The sequence below is a fragment of the Microbulbifer sp. NBRC 101763 genome (assembly GCF_040371615.1).
Taxonomy (GTDB): domain Bacteria; phylum Pseudomonadota; class Gammaproteobacteria; order Pseudomonadales; family Cellvibrionaceae; genus Microbulbifer; species Microbulbifer variabilis.
Genome location: NZ_BAABQV010000001.1, coordinates 386,569 through 409,105 on the forward strand (window position 1 = coordinate 386,569; position 22,537 = coordinate 409,105).

Genomic DNA, 22,537 nt, shown 5'->3' on the forward strand with positions numbered 1-22,537 from the left:
GCGTAAAAGGAGAGACGCTTAAAATGGATAACTGGCTGGTTACAATCCTGGTAGTAGTGCTGCTTATCGCGGTATTGGATGGTGTGCGCCGCGCAATCATGCGGCAGCGGGCGGCTGTAAAAGTCTCCCGAAATTTATCCAAGGCGATGCAATCTGAGGTGGACAGTGAAGCTGACCCCGTCTCAAAATCGGCCCCCAAACCTACCGCTGATGATACACCGAGCAAACCCCGTGATGAACGTGCTGAGGAGAGGCAGGCGAACAGTGAACTGCCTGGCCAGGTGCGCGTAGTTCAGCGCCGCGCAATGGAAGATGCCCTGCACGTCAACCGCCAGGTGCAAGAGAGTTTTATTTCCTCGCGTAAGCCCCTCGCAGGGAGTACACCCCAGCGCAAACTGGAAGAGCAGGGTGTGCTTGATCTGGAAGAGCAGGTACCTACCTTAATGGAGTCCATTAGTGAAGAGCAGCGTTTTGAGCCGGAACTGAATGAATCCGAGAGCCTGCATGCGATCAGTGAGGACAGGGCAGGAACCACAACTTCTCCCGAAAATGAGCCACCTGCACACCGGGATCCAGGCCCGCAAATGCCTTTGGCTGATGAGTACCCCCAGGAAAAAGTACCGGTGCGCGACGAAGTTCTTGTCATTAATGTGATGGCTCCGGAAGGGGATTACTTTGAGGGCAATGATCTCCTGCGGGTGATGGTGGCTTCGGGTATGCGTTTTGGCGAAATGAATATTTTCCATTACCACGAGGGTGGTGGAGCCGATGGAGCGGTTATTTTCAGCCTGGCAAATATCGTTGTGCCGGGCGTTTTTGATCTCGCCCAGATGGAGGAGTTTGCCACTCCCGGGGTTAGCCTGTTCCTGGCGTTGCCGGTAGAGGGGGAGGCGATCAAGGCATTTGATCAGCTGTTGTCCACCGCTTACACCATCGCCAAGTTGCTCGGTGGGGAGCTGAAAGATGAAAATCGCAGTGTTTTCACTGCCCAGACCGCTGAGCACTATCGCCAGCGTGTCATGGAATACCAGCGCCGCCGCGCATTGGCTATGGCACAGAACTGATAGCGAAAACTTTTATTTGTCAGTAACAGCGGCCCCAGGCCGCGGTGGAATCCCCTGGGGTTTTGGCCGCGGCCTGGGGCCGCTGCTGTATACCAAATTCAAATTTCTTTTTTTAACCTGTTTTTCAATTGAATTGTTGATGACCATACAAACTATTCCCAAGCAGACCCGCGATCGGGTGCAGGAGCTGCACGAACTGCTCCAGCGAGCGAATTACCAGTATTACGTATTGGATGATCCGGAGCTGCCGGATGCGGAATATGATCGACGTTTGCGGGAATTGCAGGATATTGAACTGCAGTTTCCTGAACTGCAGACTGCAGATTCGCCTACCCAGCGGGTTGGTGCTGAGCCCCTGTCCTCCTTTGCCGAGGTACGCCATGAAGTGCCGATGCTTTCGCTCGACAATGCATTTAATGATGAAGAGTTGGTGGAATTTGATCGCCGGGTATGCGAGCGATTGAATAGCCGGGGGCCAATTGAATATGCCTGTGAGCCAAAGCTCGATGGTATTGCTATCAGCCTTTTGTACCGAGATGGTGTTCTCCAGCGCGCGGCTACCCGTGGTGATGGCACCACCGGCGAGGATATTACACAAAATGTGCGAACGGTGGGTTCGGTGCCATTGCGCTTGCGTCAGGCAAAAGGGGTTGCCAGGTTTCCCGCTGTTCTGGAAGTGCGCGGTGAGATTTATATGCCCAAGGCGGGATTTGCCGAGCTGAATCGCAAGGCTGCCGCAGCGGGTGAAAAGTTGTTCGTCAATCCGCGCAATGCCGCAGCCGGTAGTTTGCGTCAACTTGACTCCCGTATCACCGCCCTGCGCCCATTAGAACTTTGCGCCTATGGTACCGGGCTGGTAGAGGGGGCGAGCCTGCCGGAGGAGCATATAGCAACTCTGGAATTGTTGGGGCAATGGGGGTTTCGCATTAATAGCGAGATGCGTGTGGCAGAAGATATCCAGGCTTGTATCGATTATCACAAAGAGCTGGGGGAGAAGCGCGAGAGCCTGCCTTACGATATCGACGGTATTGTATTTAAGGTTAATAGCATACCCCTTCAACGGCGATTGGGCTTCGTGGCTCGGGCACCTCGCTGGGCTATGGCTTATAAATTTCCTGCCCAGGAAGAAATGACCGAGCTTCTCGATGTGGAATTCCAGGTGGGGCGCACAGGTGCGGTAACACCGGTAGCTCGGTTAAAACCGATATTTGTCGGTGGGGTTACCGTCTCCAACGCAACTCTGCATAACCGCGATGAAATTCAGCGCCTCGGAGTTATGATTGGCGATACTGTCGTTATTCGCCGTGCTGGTGATGTAATTCCGCAGGTAGTTTCGGTGGTGGAGACGAAGCGGCCGAAGGATGCCAAGGCAATTGAATTTCCCACGCACTGTCCGGTATGTGATTCGCCTGTTGAGTCGACACCCGGTGAAGCCGTAGCCCGCTGTAGCGGTGGTTTGATTTGCAGCGCCCAGCGCAAGCAGGCCATCAGACATTTCGCCTCGCGCAAGGCCATGGATATTGACGGTCTCGGAGACAAATTGGTGGAGCAACTGGTGGATGAGGGGCTGCTGCATTCTGTTTCCGGGCTCTATCACCTTGAACTCGAACAGTTGGCGGGTCTTGAGCGTATGGGGCAAAAGTCCGCGCAAAATCTGTTGGATGCGCTGGAGCGCAGTAAAGATACCACTCTGCCGAAGTTCCTCTATGCATTGGGGATACGCGAAGTCGGTGAGGCGACTGCGCGAAATCTGGCGCGGTATTTTGGCACCCTGGAAGCATTGATGGCTGCTGATGAAGAGGCTTTACAGGAAGTAGATGATGTCGGCCCGACAGTAGCTCACTTCGTTGCTGAGTTTTTCCAGCAGACCCATGCTCAAGAGGAAATCGAAGCTCTACGCCAGGCTGGAGTACATTGGCCAGCGGAGGAAACGGGTGGTGAGGAGCAACCTCTATCAGGGCAGACCTGGGTGCTCACCGGAAAACTCGAAACCCTTTCCCGAAGTGAAGCCAAAGACTACTTGCAGCGTCTTGGAGCCAAGGTGGCTGGTAGTGTGTCAGCAAAAACTCATCATGTTGTGGCGGGCCCGGGAGCGGGCTCAAAGCTGAACAAAGCGCGGGAGCTTAACATTCCGGTAATGGATGAGGAGGGTTTAATGGAAATGCTGCGCCAGAGGGGCTTTGAAATATAACTTCCGCCTCGTGGGTGCTGTGAAACAGTACCCGCGGTTTCCGTTAATTCCCGCTCAACATAAATGATCGCCCGCAGAGTTATGGCTTTCTTGCCGCTTCGCCGTTAAAGTGCATCTCCAAGATCTTTTTTGCCCTGGGTACCTGATGTCCGGAGGCGCTGTGGTAAGGAATGGAATTAATGCTTCAGGGCGATCAGGAATCCATAGTTTACGGTTGTATCAAAGACAGCAATAGTCTTAGCGGCGGCAGTGAACGTCGCCGGGTTAACCGCAATGCGGTCCTGGCCTTACCTAGTGCCGATGAGTGGCCTTTTCTCTGTCGCGATATGTTTTCCATCCCTACCATCAAGGTAAAGCAGTCCCAGTACCAAACTGACGTAATTCATTTCGGTGCCTCATACCGGGCCGTGGAGTATGAGTGGGATATGTGGATTCAGAAGTTTGAAGAGCTGCTGAAGAGCATGTACTGGGTGTCGGCAACTGTACATTTGGAAACTGAGTTGTCGGGAGTCCACTCTTTTAGCTGGGAGGCAGCCGGCCTCTATCATGAGCCGGGTAGTGGCGATATGCAGGTGCGCTGCGAGTGGACACAGGAAGGGCGTGTCAGTGTCTAAGAATTTACAGCCGAGGCTCTCAGGCTAATCCTTTTAATAATCCCGTCAGCTAATATTTTCTCTATCGCCAGCTATCCAGCTGGCACAGTCGCTGTTGCACTACTAGAGTCACAGATTTTGATGTACTGGTTCGATTCGGCAACTATATTCCCAGTGAATGCCTTTCAGTGAAACGATGGTCTGGTAAAGTGCCTCTGTCATTTGGCAAAAACAAAGCCAATGATTGGCAATAAAGCCGGATTATAAGAAATGGCGCCTGGGGCGCCTTATCAGGAAGGAATGATCATGATCAAAGCAAGCTCTCTACTCTTTGCCAGCGCCCTGATGCTGTCGCCGTTGTTACACGCGGCGGAGCATGAATCCAAAACCGATATGGCCAGCAAGGCGCCGGAGAATGCCAAACTCTATATTATTTCCCCCAAGGATGGCGAGAAGGTTCCTCGGACATTCACTGTGAAGTTTGGTTTGTCCGGTATGGGGGTGGCTCCGGCTGGAGTGGATAGTGAAAATACCGGGCACCACCACCTGCTGATCGACGTGGATGAAATGCCGGATATGAGTAAGCCGCTACCTGCGAGTGAGAACATTATCCACTTCGGAGGTGGCCAGACAGAGACCCAGGTCACTTTGCCGCCAGGTAAACATACTTTGCAGCTGGTACTGGGTAATTACATGCATGTACCCCATGAAAAGCCGGTGATGTCCAAGAAGATCACTATCGAAGTAGAGTGATCCACGGCATAAAACGATAGTCACCGGTGTGCCTTGGTACACCTTGAGGAAGAGCAATGAGCGACAAATTCCGCACTGAAAAGGACAGCCTCGGTGAAATCCAGGTGCCGCAGGCAGCGCTCTACGGGGCCCAAACGCAGCGTGCGGTGGAAAATTTCCCAGTCAGTGGCAAGGGTCTACCGACAGAGTTTATTCAGGCTGTAGTGCTGATTAAGAAGTCGGCGGCCGAGGCAAATCGAGACTTGGGGCTGCTGGATAAAGCGCGAGCAGCGGCGATAATCGCTGCCTGCGACAGTCTTGGCGATCCGGAGTTTGCCGCTCACTTCCCAGTGGATATTTACCAGACTGGCTCGGGCACCAGCTCGAATATGAACGTTAACGAGGTGTTGGCACACCTGGCCGGTAAGGGTAATGGGCTCGCTATCAGTCCTAATGATCACGTCAATATGAGCCAGAGCAGTAATGACGTAATCCCCACGGCAATACATGTCTCTGCGCTGCTTGCGGTGCGCGATAAATTGTTGCCCGCCTTGCGCCACTTACATACCCGCTTGTGTGATAAGGCGGAGGAAGTGCAAAGTGTGGTCAAAACCGGCCGCACTCACCTGATGGATGCGGTGCCTATGACCATGGCACAGGAAGTGGGAGCCTGGGCAGCGCAGGTAGAGGACTGCCGTGAGCGGATCCGTGGGACCATGCCGCGCCTGGCGCAGCTGGCCCAGGGGGGGACTGCAATCGGCACAGGGCTAAATGCCCACCCGGATTTTTCCGAGCTGTTTGCACAAAAGCTCAGCGCTCACACCTCACAACAGTTTCGCCCCGCAGACAACCTGTTTGCCGCTATCTCAAGTCAGGATACGTCAGTAGAGCTGTCTGGACAGCTCAAGGTACTGGCGGTGGCGATGATGAAGATCGCCAACGATCTACGCTGGATGAATAGTGGTCCCCTGGCCGGAGTAACTGAGATAGCACTTAAGGCCCTGCAACCGGGTAGCAGTATTATGCCGGGTAAGGTTAATCCGGTAATTGCCGAGTCGGCGGCCATGGTAGCTGCGCGGGTGATGGGTAATGACACCACGATTACCGTGGCCGGGCAGAGCGGTAACTTCCAGTTAAATGTTATGTTGCCACTAGTGGCCAGTACCTTGCTCGAAAGCATTCATCTGCTTGCCAATGCATCACTTCTGCTGGCGGACCGTGCTATCGCTGGCTTTACGATAAACCGGGCGCACATAGAGGAGACGTTGGGACGCAACCCTATATTGGTGACGGCGCTAAATCCTGTAATTGGTTATCTTAAGGCAGCGGAGATTGCCAAGGCCGCCTACAGCAGCGGCAGGCCAGTATTGGATGTAGCTTTGGAAATGACTGATCTTGACCGCAAGACCCTTGAAGATCTTTTGGATCCTGCGCACCTGGCGAAGGGCGGTTTGGTCGGTGAGTAACTGGGTTTCAGGCAAATATGGCGATGCCCAGCATGATTAGGGTGATAATCGCTGTCATGCACATCATCCAGCGAAATAGGCGCAACAGGGTGGCCTGATCCTCGGGTTCCAGCATTCTTCTGGGCATCCTCGCCTCCTGCGGCGTTGACAGATACCTGCCAATCCCTCACGATTCGACGCCGCGTCGGTACCTGAGACCGACAATACAATGGTAGCGCCACAGAAAGTGGTAATCTCACCGGTTTTACAATCAATTTATTCAGATCACCATGGCCAATAAAAGTCGCCGCTCCTTTATTACCAGCGTACTTGCCTGTGTCGCATTTGTCGTGGCTGCGATTTATAGCTGGGACCTGCCTGTCAGAGACGTTGTGTACTACTTCCTACTTCTTCTGGTAGTGCTGTTTGTCATTATTGTAGTTGCGATGGGGTTTGGGGCTTTGTTGAACTGGCTGCGCAGGCGAAAGTAGATAGATGGCGTCAGAAGAGGATATCCGCATACCGATTGCCTACCTGGAGCGTTTGCTGGAGGAGGCGATTCGCCATGGTTGCGATCGCAAAGAGTTACTCAACTCAGTCGGCATTGATGAAGCCGAGCTTGAGGGCGTTGCCGCTTTCTCCGCGATCAGGTACGGCCGGCTGTACCAGAGGGTAATGTGGCTGGCCCAAAATGAGTGGTTTGGCATGCTCAGTGGCGGGCGTGTGCGCTCAGGCTCTTTCCGCTTACTGTGTCTGGCAGTGGTAAATTGCGCGACTTTGCGTCAAGCGATCACACTGTGTGCCGAGTTTATGGAGATCTGTAGGGGCTTTAAGGTGAAGCCCGTGCTTGAGGGAGACCCCTCCGGGCGTGTGAGGGTAGAGATTCATGGCATTTCTTCTTTGGAGGAAGGCGAGTTTGATCAGCTGTTAGCCTCCACCAGTCCCAGTGTGGTGCGCACAACTTTGGCGGTTTGGCACCGCTTCTATTGCTGGCTTGCCGGGCGCGAGGTGCCCTTAGCGCGTCTGCACTTTTCATTCCCGTGCCCGGAAGAATTCCGCAGCCTGGCCCAGAGCGAGGCTGATGAGTTACTGTTCGAGCAGCCATTTAATGCCCTCGAATACGATACGCGCTATCTCGAGTATCCTGTGGTGCAGAGCCCGCAGATGGTCGAGGATTTTATCCGTACCGCGCCCTACCACCTGGTGATCAGCGACGGCAGCGCGAACAGTATCAAAACAAAAGTGAAAACCATCCTGAATCGGGATGTGAGTGAATCCATGCCTGCAGCGGAGGCGGTGGCAGATCGCCTCAATATGTCTGTGACAACCCTGCGCCGTCGATTGCAGCAGGAGGGGACTTCCTATCAGAAACTGAAAGATGAGTGTCGCATGGAGGCTGCTTTTCACTATTTAAGCTGCCCAGACCTGTCTAATGGACAGATTGCCGAGATGCTTGGCTTCGACGAATCCAGTGCATTTTTTCGCGCGTTTAAGAAGTGGACAGGTATCACGCCAGGTGAGTATCGGCGGGGCGGTCGCGCCGCTGCCGGCCTGGATATTTGACCGGGTTGGTCACATTTTTTCGAATTCCCGCCTCGATTTGTCACCGCTTTGGACGGATTTAGCCATAGAGAGGGCTGCCGGCTTACTACTATGATGAACAAATCCTAGTAATTAGTCACAACTATGACCGGCCAGTTTTGCGCTTGGTCCTAAACATAAACAAATTGAGGGTATCAGGATGACCGATATCAAAGTGCCACTGCGTGATATGCGTTTCGTCATGCGCGAGATGCTGGACTCAGACAAGCATTACGAGTCACTTGGATTTGAGGAGGCGACTCCTGATGTCGTGGATGCCATCCTGGAAGAGGGTGCGAAGTTCTGTGAAAACGTACTGGCACCGCTGAATCAGGTTGGCGACCAGCAGGGTTGTACCTGGAAAGACGGTGAGGTCACCACCCCGGAAGGTTTTAAAGAAGCCTATCAACAGTTCGTAGAAGCTGGCTGGCCGGCATTGCCCCACGATCCCGAGTATGGCGGTCAGGGCCTGCCGCCCTCTCTGGGCACCATCATGAGCGAAATGGTGGGTATCGCTAACTGGTCTTGGGGCATGTACCCGGGCCTGTCCCACGGCGCCATGAATACCCTGGAAGAGCATGGTACCGATCAGCAGAAGGCCGTTTACCTGACCAAGCTGGTTGAGGGTAGCTGGACTGGCACCATGTGCCTGACCGAGCCTCACTGCGGTACTGATCTGGGTATCTTGCGTACCAAAGCTGAGCCCACCGGAGACGGCTCCTACGCAATTACCGGTACCAAGATCTTTATTTCTGCCGGTGAGCACGACATGACTGAAAACATCGTGCATATCGTACTGGCGCGCCTTCCGGATGCACCGGCTGGCACCAAGGGTATCTCCCTGTTTATCGTGCCCAAGTTTGTACCTAATGCTGATGGTTCTGTCGGTGAGCGCAACGGCGTTGTGTGTGGTTCCCTGGAACACAAAATGGGTATTCACGGTAATGCCACTGCAGTTTTGAACTTTGACGGTGCAAAAGGCTTTTTGATTGGCGAGCCCAACAAAGGCCTGAACTATATGTTCACCTTTATGAATACCGCGCGCCTGGGTACGGCTCTGCAGGGTCTTGCTCACTCAGAAATCGGCTTCCAGAAGTCCCTGGCTTACGCCAAGGACCGTCTGCAAATGCGCTCCCTGTCCGGCGCCAAGAACCCTGAAGGCCCGGCTGATCCGATCATCGTACACCCCGATGTTCGCCGTATGCTGTTGACCCAAAAGGCTATCGCTGAAGGCAGCCGCATGCTGGTTGCCAACTGTGCGCTGCTGGTAGACATTACCCACAAGGGTGATGAGGCTGCTAAGAAAGAAGCTGAAGACCAGCTGGCTTTCCTGACGCCGATTGCCAAAGCATTTATCACTGAAGCCGGCCTTGAGTCTGCCAACCTGGGCCTGCAGTGCTTTGGTGGCCACGGTTACATTGCCGAGTGGGGTATGGAGCAAAATGTACGTGATGCACGTATCTCTACTATCTATGAGGGCACTACCGGTGTTCAGGCTCTCGACCTGCTGGGCCGCAAGGTGCTGATGACTCAGGGCGAACTGCTGCGCGGTTTCACCAAGAAGGTACACAAGTTCTGCCAGGCGGAAATTGATAATGAAGCGCTTGCACCTTTCGTGACCAAGCTGCAGGAGCTGAACAAGCAGTGGGGCGATTTGACCCTGCATGTTGGTGGTAAAGCAATGGAAAACCCGGATGAAGTTGGTGCGGCTTCTGTCGACTACCTGATGTTCTCCGGTTATACCGTACTCGGTTACTTGTGGGCCCGTGCCGCCAAACTGGCCAATGAGAAACTTGCAGAAGGTACCGCTGAAGCAGATTTCTACCAGGCCAAGCTGAAGACTGCGCGTTTCTACTTCGAGCGTATTCTGCCACGTACCGCCAGCCACGCAGCGACCATGCTTAGTGGTGCGGCCAACCTAATGGATCTGGACGCTGAGCATTTTGCGTTCTAATTCCACTCCCAGTAAAAAAACCGCCGGTTCTTACCGGCGGTTTTTTTTACCGGCGCCGTAGTGGTTAATAACGGAGAGATTCCGATGCAATTGCCGGATTCAGTGCAGCAGCGCCTTCGGCGTCTAGCTTGTTTGCACCCACTTGCTCGGGTACAGTTTCGGCTGCCGGACGCCTGTGATTTTTTTGTTTATATCACTGGTCGTGCCAATGACCTTGAGGTGGTATCCGAATTCGGACAAGCAGAACAGCCGGCACTAATATTAGAAATGGCTAACCAAACGCTCAAAGCAATATTGGATGGTCATTTAAACGCGCGCCATGCCTTTCTCTTGGGGGACGTTCAGTACACGGGGGATAGAGAGCTGGCGGCGGCCTTGGCAGGTTTATTTCCTGCGCGGAGTAAAAAGGGAGATATGTTTGGAGAGGCATGAAAGCACCTCTTTTTCACTATCTCGCAAGATACTACAAACAATAAATAAATTCTCGCTGGCGCCTTTAGATGGCAGGTTTCGTCTATAAGGACGGAAGATGAGAGCAAGCGACAACAACAATCAGGAATGGGAGAAGAGAGTTGGACATTGAACGCAGCATACTCGATGTTTTTAAGGGCGCTTGCGCCAAATTTGGTGACCGACCGGCTTTTACCTGCCTGGGACGAACTCTGACGATTGGCGATATTGACACTCTGAGCGCGAAGTTTGCGTCCTATCTGCAAAATCATACAAATTTAAAGCCGGGTGATCGCATCGCCGTCCAGCTGCCCAATGTACTGCAGTATCCTGTAGTGGTTTTTGGTGCCCTGCGTGCGGGCCTCGTGGTGGTTAATACTAACCCGTTGTATACCCAGCGTGAGTTAAAGCACCAGCTAAATGATTCCGGAGCCAAGGCGTTAATCGTCCTGGCCAATATTGCCGATACTGCTTCTGCAGTAGTTGCGGAAACCGGCGTGGAAGAAGTAATTGTTACTGAGATTGCGGACCTGCACAGTCCGCTCAAGCGCACGTTGATAAATAGCGTTGCCAAGTACATTAAGAAAATGGTGCCGGAGTTTTCCTTCGCCAACCAGGTGTCCTTCCGTGAGGTTATGACTCTCGGTGCCCAGCAACCGCAGCAGGATGCTGAGCGCACACCGGATGATATTGCCGTGTTGCAATACACAGGCGGTACTACTGGCGTGGCTAAGGGCGCTATGCTCACCAACCGCAACCTGGTTGCGAATATGGAGCAGGTGCGCGAAGCGTTTGGCAGTGGCATGAAAGAGGGTGAGGAATACTATATCGCGCCTTTGCCCCTTTACCATATTTACGCTTTTACCATTCACTGCATGTGTCTCTTCTCGACTGGCAATCACTCGCTGCTGATTCCGAACCCGCGCGATATTCCCGGTTTTGTAAAAATGCTAAAAGGTCAGCGTTTCACTGGTTTTGTCGGCCTCAATACCCTGTTTAATGGTTTGATGCGTAACAAGGAGTTTGCTGAGCTGGACTTCAGTAAACTGCATTCCACAGCTTCCGGCGGTATGGCTCTGACCCGAGATACGGCCAAGCGTTGGGAAGAGATGACCGGCTGTGTGGTAATGGAAGGCTATGGTATGACCGAGACTTCCCCTGTTGTGTCCTTCAACCCTACCGATGGTGTTCAGTTAGGTACTGTTGGTATCCCGGTGCCGGGTACCGAAGTCAAAGTGGTTGATGAAAATGGTAATGACCTGCCGAATAATTCTCCCGGTGAGCTTTGCGTGCGCGGTCCTCAGGTAATGAAAGGTTACTGGCAGCGTCCGGAGGCAACTGCGGATACTATCGATAGTGAGGGCTGGTTGAATACCGGGGATATGGCGGTTATACAGGATGATGGTTACATCAAAATTGTAGATCGCAAAAAGGACATGATTATTGTGTCCGGCTTTAATGTGTACCCCAACGAAATTGAAGATGTAGTGAGTGCCCACCCGAAAGTCACTGAAGCTGCAGCGATTGGTGTGCCCGATGAAAAGAGCGGTGAGCAGGTAAAACTGTTTGTGGTGAAAGCCGACTCGTCTCTGACTGAAGATGAAGTTATTGCTTTCTGTCGTGAAAATATGACTGCCTACAAGGTGCCCAAGCAAGTGGAATTCCGCGAAGACTTGCCCAAAACGAATGTGGGTAAAATCCTGCGCCGTGAACTGCGCGATGAGGAATTGAAAAAGCTGGAAGCCGTTAGCGCATAGTGCTTAGCCGGGTGAAGTCCCGGTTAGCTATTTTCTTTAAGCCTCACTGGAAACGGTGGGGCTTTTTTATTTTTAACTGTGCCGGGTTAGTAGATGGTTTTGCAGGAGGAGACCAAGACTGCGAGAGAGGGTTGTGTAAGTAAAAGGGGAGAGAAGGTCGCGGCAGCCCTGGGGTGCCGCCGCGAATAAAGGGAGGTTACCAGTTATTTGCGTGACTCTGCACTTGCATCGCGAATCGCGCGGAACTCGTTACCCTCATACCAGTTGGGCCAGTCTCGGCTGTTGGCCAGTTCTAAGCCGAGTTTCAGACCCAGCTGCAGATCCATAGCAGAACCTTTTAGGTTCCAGGAGGGGTCGTACTCGTCGCCAGGCTTGTGATAGTGCTGGCTAACGTACTCATTGCCTTTCGCCTGGGCCCATTCGCGGCCATGCTCAAAGTTGTCTGTTCCGGAATCGAAATACAGCATGGGCACGCCTTTCTTCGCCAGGCTGAAGTGATCTGAGCGATAGAAGTAGCCGCGCTCTGGGTGCTCTTCCGGAGCCAGGTAGCGACCTTGGCCTTTGGCAGAAACTTCCAGCAGCTGTTCAAGCTCGCTGCTACCGTAACCAATCACGGTGATGTCACGGGCTGGGCCCAGAACATTCATTGCATCAAAATTGATACCGGCAACCGTTTTCTCCAGGGGGGCTACAGGCTTTTCAGCGTAGTATTTGGAGCCGAGCAGGCCGGACTCTTCAGCAGTTACAGCTACGAACAGTAGTGAGCGTTCCGGGCGATCCAGTTTTACGGCTTCGGCTGCCATAGCGAGCAGGCCGGCAGTACCTGTTGCATTATCCACGGCACCGTTAAAGATCCGGTCCTCACCTTCCGCGTTCTTGTTGACACCCAGGTGATCCCAGTGTGCGGTGTAAACAACCACTTCGTCCGGGTGCTTTGTGCCGGGTAGTTTGGCCACTACGTTGCGGGAGTTGGATTTCTGCAGGCGGTTTTTCAACTGAACACTGGCAGTTACCCCAAGGGCCTTAGGTTTGAAGCCCTGGGCTTTGGCTGCATCCATTTCCTTTTGTAAATCCAGACCAGCGGCGCTGAATAGCTCGTTAGCGGCTTGGTTAGTCATCCAGGCCTCTACAGCGACACGGTCAGCATTCTTGTTTTCAGCTTCGAGGCTGACTTGCGCACCGGACCAGGAGCCGCTAACCACTTCCCATGGGTAACCCGCAGCCCCGGTCTCGTGGATGATGATTGCACCGTCAGCACCCTGGCGGGCCGCTTCCTCGAATTTGTAGCTCCAGCGACCGTAGTAGGTCATAGCATTGCCATTGAACAGAGCTTTGTCCTTGGTCGCGTAACCAGGATCGTTGACCAGAATGACTGCTGTCTTGCCCTTCATATCCAGGCCGGCGTAATCGTTCCAGTTGTTTTCAGGAGCGACAATGCCGTAGCCGACAAATACCAGCTCGCTGTTATCCAGGGCGGAGGCTGCAGTTTGCCTTTGGGTGAAGGTCACCATGTCTTCAATAGGTTGCAGCTGCTGCTCGAAACCATTTCCTGAGAATTTAAGGGGAGAGGCTTCTATCTCCATCTCCACGATGGGCACCTGCTGGAACCAGCTTGGCTTGCCGGCGGCATCTACGGCGCCGGGTACCAGGCCCAGGGCCTTGAACTGTTCTGCCAGGTAAGTAACGGTCAGCTCCTCACCCTTGGTGGCAGGAGCGCGCCCTTCGAACTCGTCGGAAGCTAGGATTGCAATATGCTTGTGCAGATCAGCAGCTATGGCATCAACTTGCGCCTGCTCAGCTTTGCTGAGGGACAGCTTGGATTCAGCGGCCTGATGCTCAGCATGGGCTGCACTGTGATCTGCTTCCGGTTTGGTGGCTTCGGGGTTGCCTTTACCACAGGCGGTAAGTGCACTGCCAACGGCTATGGTTAAGCCAAGGCGGCGCCAGAGGGTAGGGATTCGCATAATTATGTCCTGAGAGTCTTGCTCAGGCATAGATTATGCCCCATTTCAACTAAACTAACGACAGCTCTGAGTGGGCGGTACAAATGGGGTCCGCATAAAAAGAGCCCGCTGCATAGGCAAGCGGGCCCAGAATAGGGATATGAACTCAGTTTTTTTTACCAAATATCTATTTACCTAAGGCTCACTCGCTGCGGAGCCATTGTCCCTCATTGGCTTGGTCCTGGTAGTTGACCCAAACTTTGTCGTAACCAGTAGCTTCTTTAGCTGCTTTTAAAGCCTGGTTGTCCTGGCTGTTAGTGGGAACCTCAAATACATACTCGCTACCAAGTGACTGGCAAATATTGGCTCCGTGGGACCAGGGGCCGATGGAGGCGCTGACCAGCCAGCTGCCATTATTCATATTCTTACAGGCAAAGCTGTACTGGCTGCTGCAATTGGCATCATTCCAGCGGCCATTACCCCACTGCATCGCGCAATCTTCATTATTAAGATTGTTGGGTTCGCTTTGGTCCCATGACCAGATGGCAGCTGCGATGCGTCCATCGGTAGTATTCATATTGTCTAGATTGATGATGTTGCGGCCAAGGGCAAAGCCTTCGCGAACATCATTGGCAGTAATTCTCTTGATACCGCCGTTAAAAATTTCCCCAATGGTGCCAATGGTGGTGCTGTCTTCCCATACTCGACCAATTTCACCGAGACCAGTGAATGCCATATTTTGCATATCACTGTTTCCAGAGCAGCCGCCATCTTTCCACAAAATTACCTGTTTGCCCTCTGCCAGTACTTGATTTTTAGTTAGGGTGTTTGGAATGCTTTTGCAGCCGCCACTGTAATAAATTCTATCGCCGAAACGGCTGTTAATCTGATTGTAAAGATCCTGATGGCGACCGTCGGAGTGATCTTCGATGTACAGAATAATGACTTCATCCTGATTTGCGCTGTCTTCGAGCCAGGCTCTTACCTCATTGAAGCCTTCGGTCGCATACTTGTCATTGAGGCTGCATAGTCCATGACAGAGCAGCAGGCGTTTGGGGTAGGAGAAAAGGCTCTCCATCTTCGCTGTCCAATGAACATCGAGTTCTATAAAGCGGGCACCCATCCGCAGTTGATCCTTGATGGAATATTCCTGCTGGGGGTCAAGGTAGCGGCAACCAACAGAGAAGTTACAAGCCCGGTACACTTCCGAATTGTAGGTATTGTGCGTACCGAGAATATTGTTCTCGCTCATAGGCGTGTGGTTGTCAATTTTCCGTTGTAGATCCAGAGCTTTACCAGTCCAGCTATTTTGAAAATCAGTAACGGTATCTGCCCAAAGGGGGGAGCAAACAAACAGCGAGATAATAGCTGTTGCCTGGATTAGCTGCATGATAGTGCGTTTCATTATTATTCTCCGGGGGAGTTGGGGGTTGAGTAGCAGTTTCATTTACTTCGTATTTTGAATAAATGAACAGCCTTGTTGATTTTTATTGGTTTATTTTTTTGAGAGTGTGAAGTAGAGATTTATTTATTATTTTTGGGGTTTTTACTATGGATAAATTTCCCTGTCTAGAAAAAGTGAAATGCACTATTGGCTTTTGGGATGTTGGTTTGGTTGCCGGGCGGTTGCGTGAATAGAAAGTTCCAATATTGAGTTGATAATGTTTTGTGGTGACTGGTTATTCTATTTTTGGTTTTTTCGGTTAACTCAAATTTCTCTTGTTGATTGGTCAGTATTTGTATTGACTAAGCGTTCACTTTTTAGTGTATGAGAAGGGATTGTCTGGGGACTTTTATTGCTATTTGTGAAGGCTCCCGTGTCGTGATATGCCCTTTATGCTTATTGGTAGAAAGTCCACTGTGTGGGGAAAGTGGGATGAGTCTTATCTCAATAAATACCCCCTACAATTATTATTGGCTTAGAAGATGCTTGATTCTTTGGTGGTTGTTATCGCCAGTCATGTATTTGGGAATAACGAAGTGGAGCATTGAGCGGTGCAGCGACTCAACAAATGGACTATTTTACTGGGTTCCTTTCCCGCTACTTTTATCTTGGGCCTGGACTACACCATAGTCAGTATTGCCCTCCCTACTATTCAGCAAAGCCTCGGCGCTACATTTATCCAGACCCAATGGATAATCAATATCTTTATGTTAATGCTCTGTATCCTGATGGCGAGCATGGGGCGTCTCGGGGATATTGTTGGTTCGTTAAAAATGCTAAATGTTGGATGGATACTGCTAGCAGTTGCTTCTCTATTGGCTGGGTTGGCAAATGATCCACTGTGGTTGATTGTCTGGCGTGGTTTACAAGGTGTTGCTATCGCCATCATTGTGCCAAATAACATAGCGTTACTGTCCCATAGCTTTGTGGAGAAAGAAGCGGGTTTTGCGATGGGCTGGTGGATGTCAATTTTGGCGATAGGTTTTGCACTTGGGCCTGTATTGGGCGGAATAATGTGCCATCTTTTTTCTTGGCGCTCTATTTTCTTTATTAATATTCCCTTTGTCTTGGTCAGTGTTGTTGTAGGGCTCTTTATGATGAAGAGCCCACAGTGTCTGGATGCAGAAAAAAGCTATATAGATTGGCGCGGTATGATTTTGCTCGCGCTAAGTGTTGGATCGTTGGTATTGCTGGTGGTGGAGGGGCCTCAAATCGGGTGGATGAGTTGGCCTGCTCTGGTTCTATTGGGGGTTTCTATTATTGGTTTTTGGCTTCTGTATAGGGTTGAGAACAAATTAGAGCAACCGCTAATTCATTTTTCCTACTTTAAAAACGCTCTATTTTCTGCCTGTGTGCTGACTAATTTTAGTTTGTTGGTGTTTTTGATTTCTGCATTTTTCCTGTTGCCGTTTTACTTGCACGTTGTTCGCCAGGACACAACAGTGATGTCCGGATTGATACTGCTACCAATTACTTTGGTGATGGCATTAGTCTCCCCGCTTGCAGGGCGAATGGCTACAAACTCACGTCCCGCTGCGCCGATACTAATCGGTGTAATATGTATTTTGATTGCGGCCATAGTAATGACGCAATTTTCTACCCAAACAAACTTTACTACTTTATTGTTGGCTTTTGTTCCTTTTGGTATTGCCTGGGGCTTTGTCTTTAGTGCTACCGCGCCTATCGCAATAGGTGCCCTGCCTGCGAATAGTGCCGGTATTGCCACAGGTATGCTGTGGGGTATTCAGAATATTGGTGCTGCACTTGGTCTGGCTGTTACTGGTACTGTTTTCCGGTTGTTGGAAAAGCACAACTTGTTACAGTTGATAAAGGAAGATGGGATTGCCATGTCACATAGCTTTGAAAAGTATATTCAAACTCTATTAATGAATCCTGAGCGAGTTGACCACAGTGCCGCAGGAGTTTCCAGTCAGCTTCATAGCCAAGTTGTTACAATGTTTGACCAGTCTTTCGCGAGTGCTTTTCAATCTGTAATGTGGGGGTTGGTGGCATTTACCTTTTTACTTTTGTTGATGGTTATATTTCTACTGAAAAAATCGCAGTAAGTTTTCAATATTTTTTCTGTTTTCGATTTGGGGTGATTTAAAAATTTTATGTTGCAGTCAGTCAACGAAAAGGGTTGATAAATCTTCTCATTGGAGATTACTGTACAAAAGTTTGTGCATCGTAGTGAATGCTATTGAAGTTAATTGTAAATGTGTTTTGATATTTGTTCTAAGTGAATAATCGTAGAGGTTGCCTTCACTATTAGGCCAACATGAGTAAGCTGGATCCAGTACGTAAAGCCTACCTGGAGCGAGTAGATTTGTTTGTATTCATTGAATAATTAATATAATAAGAAATGTCTTTTATTAAGCCGAAAACTATAGCGCCCACTCTTCTCCATGTCTCTAAACTAATATCCAGGCAGTGAGTTTTGCTTCCTTGAAAGTGGGTTCCCGGCCGTATCGGCCGGGGCCATTTGTGACCTGGTTTTACTTCAGGGTTTTTAGTACTTCACGTATCGGGTACAGGATATCGCGGGCCAGCTGTTGGCTGCGGGCTGGTGACCAGCCTTCTATGGGATCGGGAAGGTTGTCGTTGTCTTTAAAGGGCATTTCCAGAGTTAGTGCCAGGGTGCGGAATTGGTGGCCGGCCCAGGCGGTGCCAATAGTGAGGTTGGCTTCGCCAGGCTTGTCCAGCTCATAACCATGCTCAGTTTGGAAGTCAGGGCTTAGGGCCTCATAGGCCTGTTTGAAGGTCTCCTCCAGTTTCGCATGGCGTTCATCGTAGCCGGGAATACCCTCACAAGCTGCAACAAAATTGTAGGGAAGCGCTTCATCGCCATGAATATCTAAGAAAATATCCCCACCAATTTCCAGCATTTTTTCTCGCACCAGGAATACTTCAGGACTCCGTTCCATCGTTGGGTTAAGCCACTCGCGATTCAGGTTGGCACCAGCGGCATTGGTGCGCAAATGTCCTCGGACACTGCCATCGGGGTTCATATTGGGGACCACATAGAAAACGGTGTCAGTGAGCAGCTTGTGGGCCTGTGGGTTGGCATCATCCAGCAATGCTTCAAGGAAGCCCTCTACAAACCACTCGGCCATAGTTTCTCCGGGGTGCTGACGAGCAATCATCCATACCCGGTGCTTGGCAGTATCAGCATCTCCGATAGTGAGCATGGTCATGTCGCGCTCGTCGAGGGTCTTACCGAGGGTTTGCACTTTCACCCGATCGTTGCTCTGCGCCCACGCCAGCAAGTCCAGATGCCGCTCCCAGGAGTAGGGGGCGAAATAGGCGATATAAATGCTTGGTTCATCCAGGGTAACTGTAAAATCGAGGGTGTTACCGTCATAGTTGGCGCCGACTCGGAACCAGCTTTGTCTATCGTATGAGGCACATACTCGATAGTTCTCCCAGCCTTCCGGATATGCTGATTTGCCCGCATTGACGATGCGCAAGGGGTAGCTGGCCCCAACTTCGCCTTCGAGGCGAAAGTGGAACCACTGGTAAAAATCAGAATTATTGTCCTGGCGGATGGCCAGTTCTATTGGGCTGCTATCAGTATTGATGACTTCGATATTGCCGCTGTCAAAAGCACTGGTTATATACATTTAGAGAGCTCCACGCTTGTTGTTGGGCGCAGGATACAGCGGTATGGGGAATATTTCAGGAATAGGAAAGGGAATATCGCCACTTTATGGTGCGATTTCGCGCTGCCAATAATAAAAAAGCACGGTATCGAATTCGATACCGTGCTTTAGCCAATCCCTGGCGGCACCTGCTACGACTACTGCTCCCTGAAATTTCCGGTGTCGGACCCCTGGCGACTGCTCACTGCCCGGCCTGATCACAAGTGCGTCACTCCACACTGTCAGAAATCGTTTACTTCTCCATGACATACCGCAGCTAGTGCTGGTTAAAGTTTAGGCAGTCTCGGTGATCAAATGTTGTACCTTGGTGCAGATCGGCGTAAATTTGGTTATCTTCTGTCCATGCTGAATGGGGCGATAGCCCCGTGTAAGAGCGTGCTGGGTTGGCAAACTTCAATTTGAGGGCCCATGACCTTACAGAAATATTATTCAATTAGATAAATGAGGTAAGCCATGAATAGAAATATCAAACGTGGCATTGTGTTCAGCGGCTTGTTGACAATGTTAATGAACCTCAGCGCATGTGGTTACTTTCTGTATCCGGAGCGCAAGGGGCAGGCCGGTGGGCGTGTTGATCCGGCTGTAGTAATACTGGATGGTGCAGCGCTGCTTTTTGGTATTATTCCAGGGGTTGTGGCCTTTGCAGTGGATTTTACCAACGGTACCATTTACCTGCCGCCAGGTAGGAGTTCAGTCGTTGATCGGCACGTCAGTAGTGTTGAGCAAGGTGAGGTGCGTCAGGTTGTCGATGAAAAGGGACAGGCTTGGCTGGAGGTACCGGTTGAAACCTCCGCTTTAGAGCATGAGAACCTGCAGCGATTGAGTGAAACCTTGTCGGATGTCACTGGAAGCCAAGTTGATAGTGGTGAAATTCTCTGGCTGGAGGATTCGGCAGCCTTACGGGCAGCGACGTCAACCCAGACTGCGTCACGCTAACTCCCACTGCTGTCATATCATATTTTTGATATTGATGAGCTGCCAGCTGTGTAATGGTAGCTCTCAATGTCGCCTCTGCTCTTTCTCCAGATACTTAGCCGAGCCCGGACTGAGAGTAAAGGGGTTCCAGCAAGCCGCAGACGACAGTCCCCAAGCAACCAAACTTTAATAAACAGTATTTGGTTCATGCTAGATGCCAGGGTGGCATTCACAGGGCTTTTTCCGGTTTTTTCTCTTTCCTAACTCGCAGTTATCGAAGGCTTTCCTCTGGAAAGGGCATTCGAGGCGAGTGGAGGGCTCCATGCTAAGATGCAGACAAAGCCGGGAATACACTCGTGAAATTTATCGATAGCCACTGCCACTTTGATTTTGATGCCTTTCAACCAGATCGCGCTCAAGTCTGGCAGCGATGTATTAATTCAGGAGTAACTCGCCTGATTATTCCGGGAGTTTGCAGAGCACAGTGGCATCCACTTACAGCTTTGACCGGTAGCCAGTCGGGATGGTACGGGGCTGCGGGTATTCATCCATGGTGGGTAGCAAAAGAATCAAACCCCGATGGGAGCCTGATTCAACCTGAAGCGCTTGGTTGGGCACTTTCTGATTACCTTAATTCGAATCATTGTGTTGCCGTTGGGGAGTGTGGCCTTGATGCAGCTATTGAGACGCCTATTGAAATTCAGGAAGCAGTATTTAGAGTACAGCTGGAAGTCGCCAGTGAATTCGAATTACCGCTGATATTGCACGTGCATCGGACACACAATGAGGTGCTGAAGCTTTTGAAACAGTTCCGCCTGCCCCGAGGAGGTGTGATCCATGCATTTAGTGGCAGTGAGCAGATGGCTATGGATTACTGGAAAATGGGTTTTTATTTGGGCATCGGTGGCACTATTACTTATGCGCGCGCGGCGAAAACCCGCCGAACTGTGTCGCAGCTGCCCATTGAGAGCCTGGTACTTGAATCCGATGCGCCAGACATGCCTATTTCGGGCAGGCAGGGGTTGCGCAACAGTCCGGAAAACCTGCCGTTAATAGCCGCAGAGCTGGCTAAGTTACGCGGTGTCTCCCTGCAGGACATTGCGGATAAGACACAAAACAATACTGAGATTTTATTTTCCTTATGAATTTTTCTGCAGAACACTTTAAGCAGCAGTTCCCGCTTTTTGCCCAGGAAGAAAATGCTGGGCTGGTTTATCTGGATAATGCGGCCACAACCCAAAAGCCGATGCCCGTAATTAATGCCGTGCGTGATTACTATATCCATAGCAGTGCTAATACTCATAGGTCTAGCCACCGTCTAGCTCGGAAGTCCACTGAAATGGTGGAGCAGGTTCGTAAGAAGGCTGCGCAGTTTGTGAATGCCGCCAGCGAGAGAGAAATTGTATTTTGTCGCGGCGCCACTGAAGCCTTGAACCTTCTTGCCCACTGTCTTTGTAGTGACATGGAGCCTGGAGATGAAATTGTTATTTCCACTGCTGAGCACCATGCCAACATTGTTCCCTGGCAAATGGCAGCGGAACGGTATCATCTGACTTTGCGCTTTGTCCCCCATACTGCTGGTATCCCACAATTTGACCGTTTGGGTGAAGTGCTGAGCGAACGCACCCGGGTGGTTTCCCTGACCGGTGGCTCGAACTCTATTGGCCTGCGACCCGACTTGGAAGTGATCCGCCAATTGTTGCGGCGTAGACACATTATGTGGATCGTTGACGGTGCACAGTTGGCGGCCCACGAACAAATAGATGTGCAGAAAATTGGCTGTGATTTTTTTGTTTGTTCAGCCCATAAATTTTATGGGCCGAGCGGAGTGGGTTTCCTTTATGGAAGGGAGGCTGTCTTGGAGTCTATGCCCCCATGGCTGGGGGGGGGTGAAATGATCTCAGAAGTGGAACTGCATACCAGTCGCTATGCTGGCTTGCCGCATAAGTTTGAAGCGGGGACATCGCCACTGGCTGCGCTTGCCGGTCTTGGTGCTGCGATCGACTTTCTCGCCCAACAGGATCGCCGGGCGATGGAGGAGCATGAGCAGAAGCTTGTACGCTGGCTTCATCGCGAGTTGAGGGCTTCGCCAAACTTCCGTCTGATTAGCCAGGTGCACCACAACCTGGGAATTGTTGCTTTTGTGCCAGTGTATGGCAGTGCAGCTGATTTAATGCATTGGCTGGATGAGCGGGATATTGCCGTGCGTGTGGGGCATCATTGTGCGCAATTGCTCGGGCGAGCTAGTGGTAACCTGGTGACAGTGCGTGCTTCCGTTGCGGCGTATAACACAGATAGTGATATTAGGGATTTTTTACAAGCACTTGAGGATTACTGTGAAGTGCAGCAAGTGTCCGCCTCGGGGCTGGAAGATGAGAGTAACAGTTGGGACCTGGATGACTTTTCCACGTTATTGTTGGAGCGCTTGACATCCCAGCGTAATTGGCAGGGGCGCTACCGCGAACTTTTACTATGGAGCAAAGTCGTGAGTGCGAAACCTGAGATCCGCAACCCGGAAAATCTGGTACGCGGCTGTGAGTCAGAGGCTTGGCTGGTACACAAGGAGAGGGAGGGGCGCCATTATTTTGGTCTTGATAGTGATAGCCGTGTGGTGAAAGGACTTGGGGCCCTACTTCTTTCCCAAATTGATGGTCGTACCCTGGAGGAAATTAGGGCGCTTGATCTGCCCCAGCTCTTTAAGGAGTTGGGGCTTAGTAAACACCTCAGTCAATCGCGCACTAATGGCTTCTACGCCTTGTTGCGCCGTGCTTTGCACCAGATAGAAGACGGTACTGCTGAGGTTTAATGG

Annotated in this window: 17 protein-coding genes; 14 read left to right on the top strand and 3 right to left on the bottom strand. The window is 51.3% G+C overall.

Annotation, left to right across the window (positions count from 1 at the left end):
* The first annotated feature begins 23 nt into the window (after positions 1–23).
* The 10 genes from zipA (at position 24) to ABWV76_RS01940 (ending at position 11,767) form a co-directional block, all read left to right on the top strand.
* Positions 24–1,064 (top strand): cell division protein ZipA, encoded by a 1,041-nt coding sequence (gene zipA / locus ABWV76_RS01895; RefSeq protein ID WP_020414781.1) that lies wholly within the window; start codon positions 24–26, stop codon positions 1,062–1,064.
* Between the two features lie 139 nt (positions 1,065–1,203).
* Entirely contained in the window at positions 1,204–3,255 is a 2,052-nt protein-coding gene (ligA, locus tag ABWV76_RS01900) for an NAD-dependent DNA ligase LigA (protein WP_353375464.1), read from the top strand.
* A gap of 179 nt (positions 3,256–3,434) precedes the next feature.
* Positions 3,435–3,869 (top strand): hypothetical protein, encoded by a 435-nt coding sequence (locus ABWV76_RS01905; RefSeq protein ID WP_020414783.1) that lies wholly within the window; start codon positions 3,435–3,437, stop codon positions 3,867–3,869.
* A gap of 285 nt (positions 3,870–4,154) precedes the next feature.
* The gene (locus tag ABWV76_RS01910; RefSeq protein ID WP_020414784.1) at positions 4,155–4,601 is read left to right on the top strand and encodes a DUF4399 domain-containing protein; all 447 of its coding nucleotides are present in this window, start codon (positions 4,155–4,157) and stop codon (positions 4,599–4,601) included.
* Between the two features lie 56 nt (positions 4,602–4,657).
* Positions 4,658–6,046, top strand: coding sequence for a class II fumarate hydratase (locus ABWV76_RS01915; RefSeq protein WP_353375078.1), 1,389 nt, complete (start codon positions 4,658–4,660; stop codon positions 6,044–6,046).
* Positions 6,047–6,315: 269 nt separating this feature from the next.
* Complete coding sequence (locus ABWV76_RS01920; protein ID WP_020414787.1) at positions 6,316–6,516, top strand: hypothetical protein; 201 nt, start codon at positions 6,316–6,318, stop codon at positions 6,514–6,516.
* A 4-nt stretch (positions 6,517–6,520) separates the two neighbouring features.
* The gene (locus ABWV76_RS01925) at positions 6,521–7,588 is read left to right on the top strand and encodes an AraC family transcriptional regulator (protein WP_020414788.1); all 1,068 of its coding nucleotides are present in this window, start codon (positions 6,521–6,523) and stop codon (positions 7,586–7,588) included.
* A 178-nt stretch (positions 7,589–7,766) separates the two neighbouring features.
* Positions 7,767–9,560, top strand: coding sequence for an acyl-CoA dehydrogenase C-terminal domain-containing protein (locus tag ABWV76_RS01930; RefSeq protein ID WP_020414789.1), 1,794 nt, complete (start codon positions 7,767–7,769; stop codon positions 9,558–9,560).
* Between the two features lie 84 nt (positions 9,561–9,644).
* Positions 9,645–9,992, top strand: coding sequence for an SCP2 sterol-binding domain-containing protein (locus ABWV76_RS01935; RefSeq protein ID WP_353375079.1), 348 nt, complete (start codon positions 9,645–9,647; stop codon positions 9,990–9,992).
* A 140-nt stretch (positions 9,993–10,132) separates the two neighbouring features.
* Positions 10,133–11,767, top strand: a complete 1,635-nt coding sequence (locus tag ABWV76_RS01940; protein ID WP_020414791.1) for an AMP-binding protein — start codon at positions 10,133–10,135, stop codon at positions 11,765–11,767.
* Positions 11,768–11,970: 203 nt separating this feature from the next.
* On the opposite strand, the gene ABWV76_RS01945 is transcribed toward ABWV76_RS01940, so the two are convergent.
* Positions 11,971–13,731 carry a M28 family metallopeptidase gene (locus tag ABWV76_RS01945; RefSeq protein WP_282951069.1) on the bottom strand — a complete coding sequence of 587 codons (1,761 nt, stop codon included), beginning with the start codon at positions 13,729–13,731 and terminating at the stop codon, positions 11,971–11,973.
* Positions 13,732–13,912: 181 nt separating this feature from the next.
* Positions 13,913–15,115 carry a phosphatidylinositol-specific phospholipase C domain-containing protein gene (locus ABWV76_RS01950; protein ID WP_353375080.1) on the bottom strand — a complete coding sequence of 401 codons (1,203 nt, stop codon included), beginning with the start codon at positions 15,113–15,115 and terminating at the stop codon, positions 13,913–13,915.
* A 590-nt stretch (positions 15,116–15,705) separates the two neighbouring features.
* On the opposite strand from ABWV76_RS01950, the gene ABWV76_RS01955 reads away from it, so the two are divergent.
* On the top strand, positions 15,706–17,220 hold the full coding sequence (locus ABWV76_RS01955) for an MFS transporter (protein ID WP_353375081.1): 1,515 nt from the start codon (positions 15,706–15,708) through the stop codon (positions 17,218–17,220).
* Between the two features lie 429 nt (positions 17,221–17,649).
* Here the strand turns inward: ABWV76_RS01955 and ABWV76_RS01960 are convergent, their stop codons facing one another.
* Complete coding sequence (locus ABWV76_RS01960) at positions 17,650–18,774, bottom strand: M14 family metallopeptidase (protein ID WP_353375082.1); 1,125 nt, start codon at positions 18,772–18,774, stop codon at positions 17,650–17,652.
* 492 nt (positions 18,775–19,266) lie between these two features.
* Here ABWV76_RS01960 and ABWV76_RS01965 point away from each other — a divergent pair, with 492 nt between their 5' ends.
* From ABWV76_RS01965 to ABWV76_RS01975, 3 genes are all read left to right on the top strand, one after another.
* Positions 19,267–19,749: a hypothetical protein gene (locus ABWV76_RS01965; RefSeq protein WP_020414797.1), complete on the top strand. Its 483-nt coding sequence runs from the start codon at positions 19,267–19,269 to the stop codon at positions 19,747–19,749.
* A 335-nt stretch (positions 19,750–20,084) separates the two neighbouring features.
* Positions 20,085–20,873 (top strand): TatD family hydrolase, encoded by a 789-nt coding sequence (locus ABWV76_RS01970; RefSeq protein ID WP_020414798.1) that lies wholly within the window; start codon positions 20,085–20,087, stop codon positions 20,871–20,873.
* Positions 20,870–22,534, top strand: coding sequence for an aminotransferase class V-fold PLP-dependent enzyme (locus ABWV76_RS01975; protein ID WP_353375083.1), 1,665 nt, complete (start codon positions 20,870–20,872; stop codon positions 22,532–22,534). The genes ABWV76_RS01970 and ABWV76_RS01975 overlap by 4 nt, the downstream gene beginning before the upstream one ends.
* Positions 22,535–22,537 lie beyond the last annotated feature (3 nt).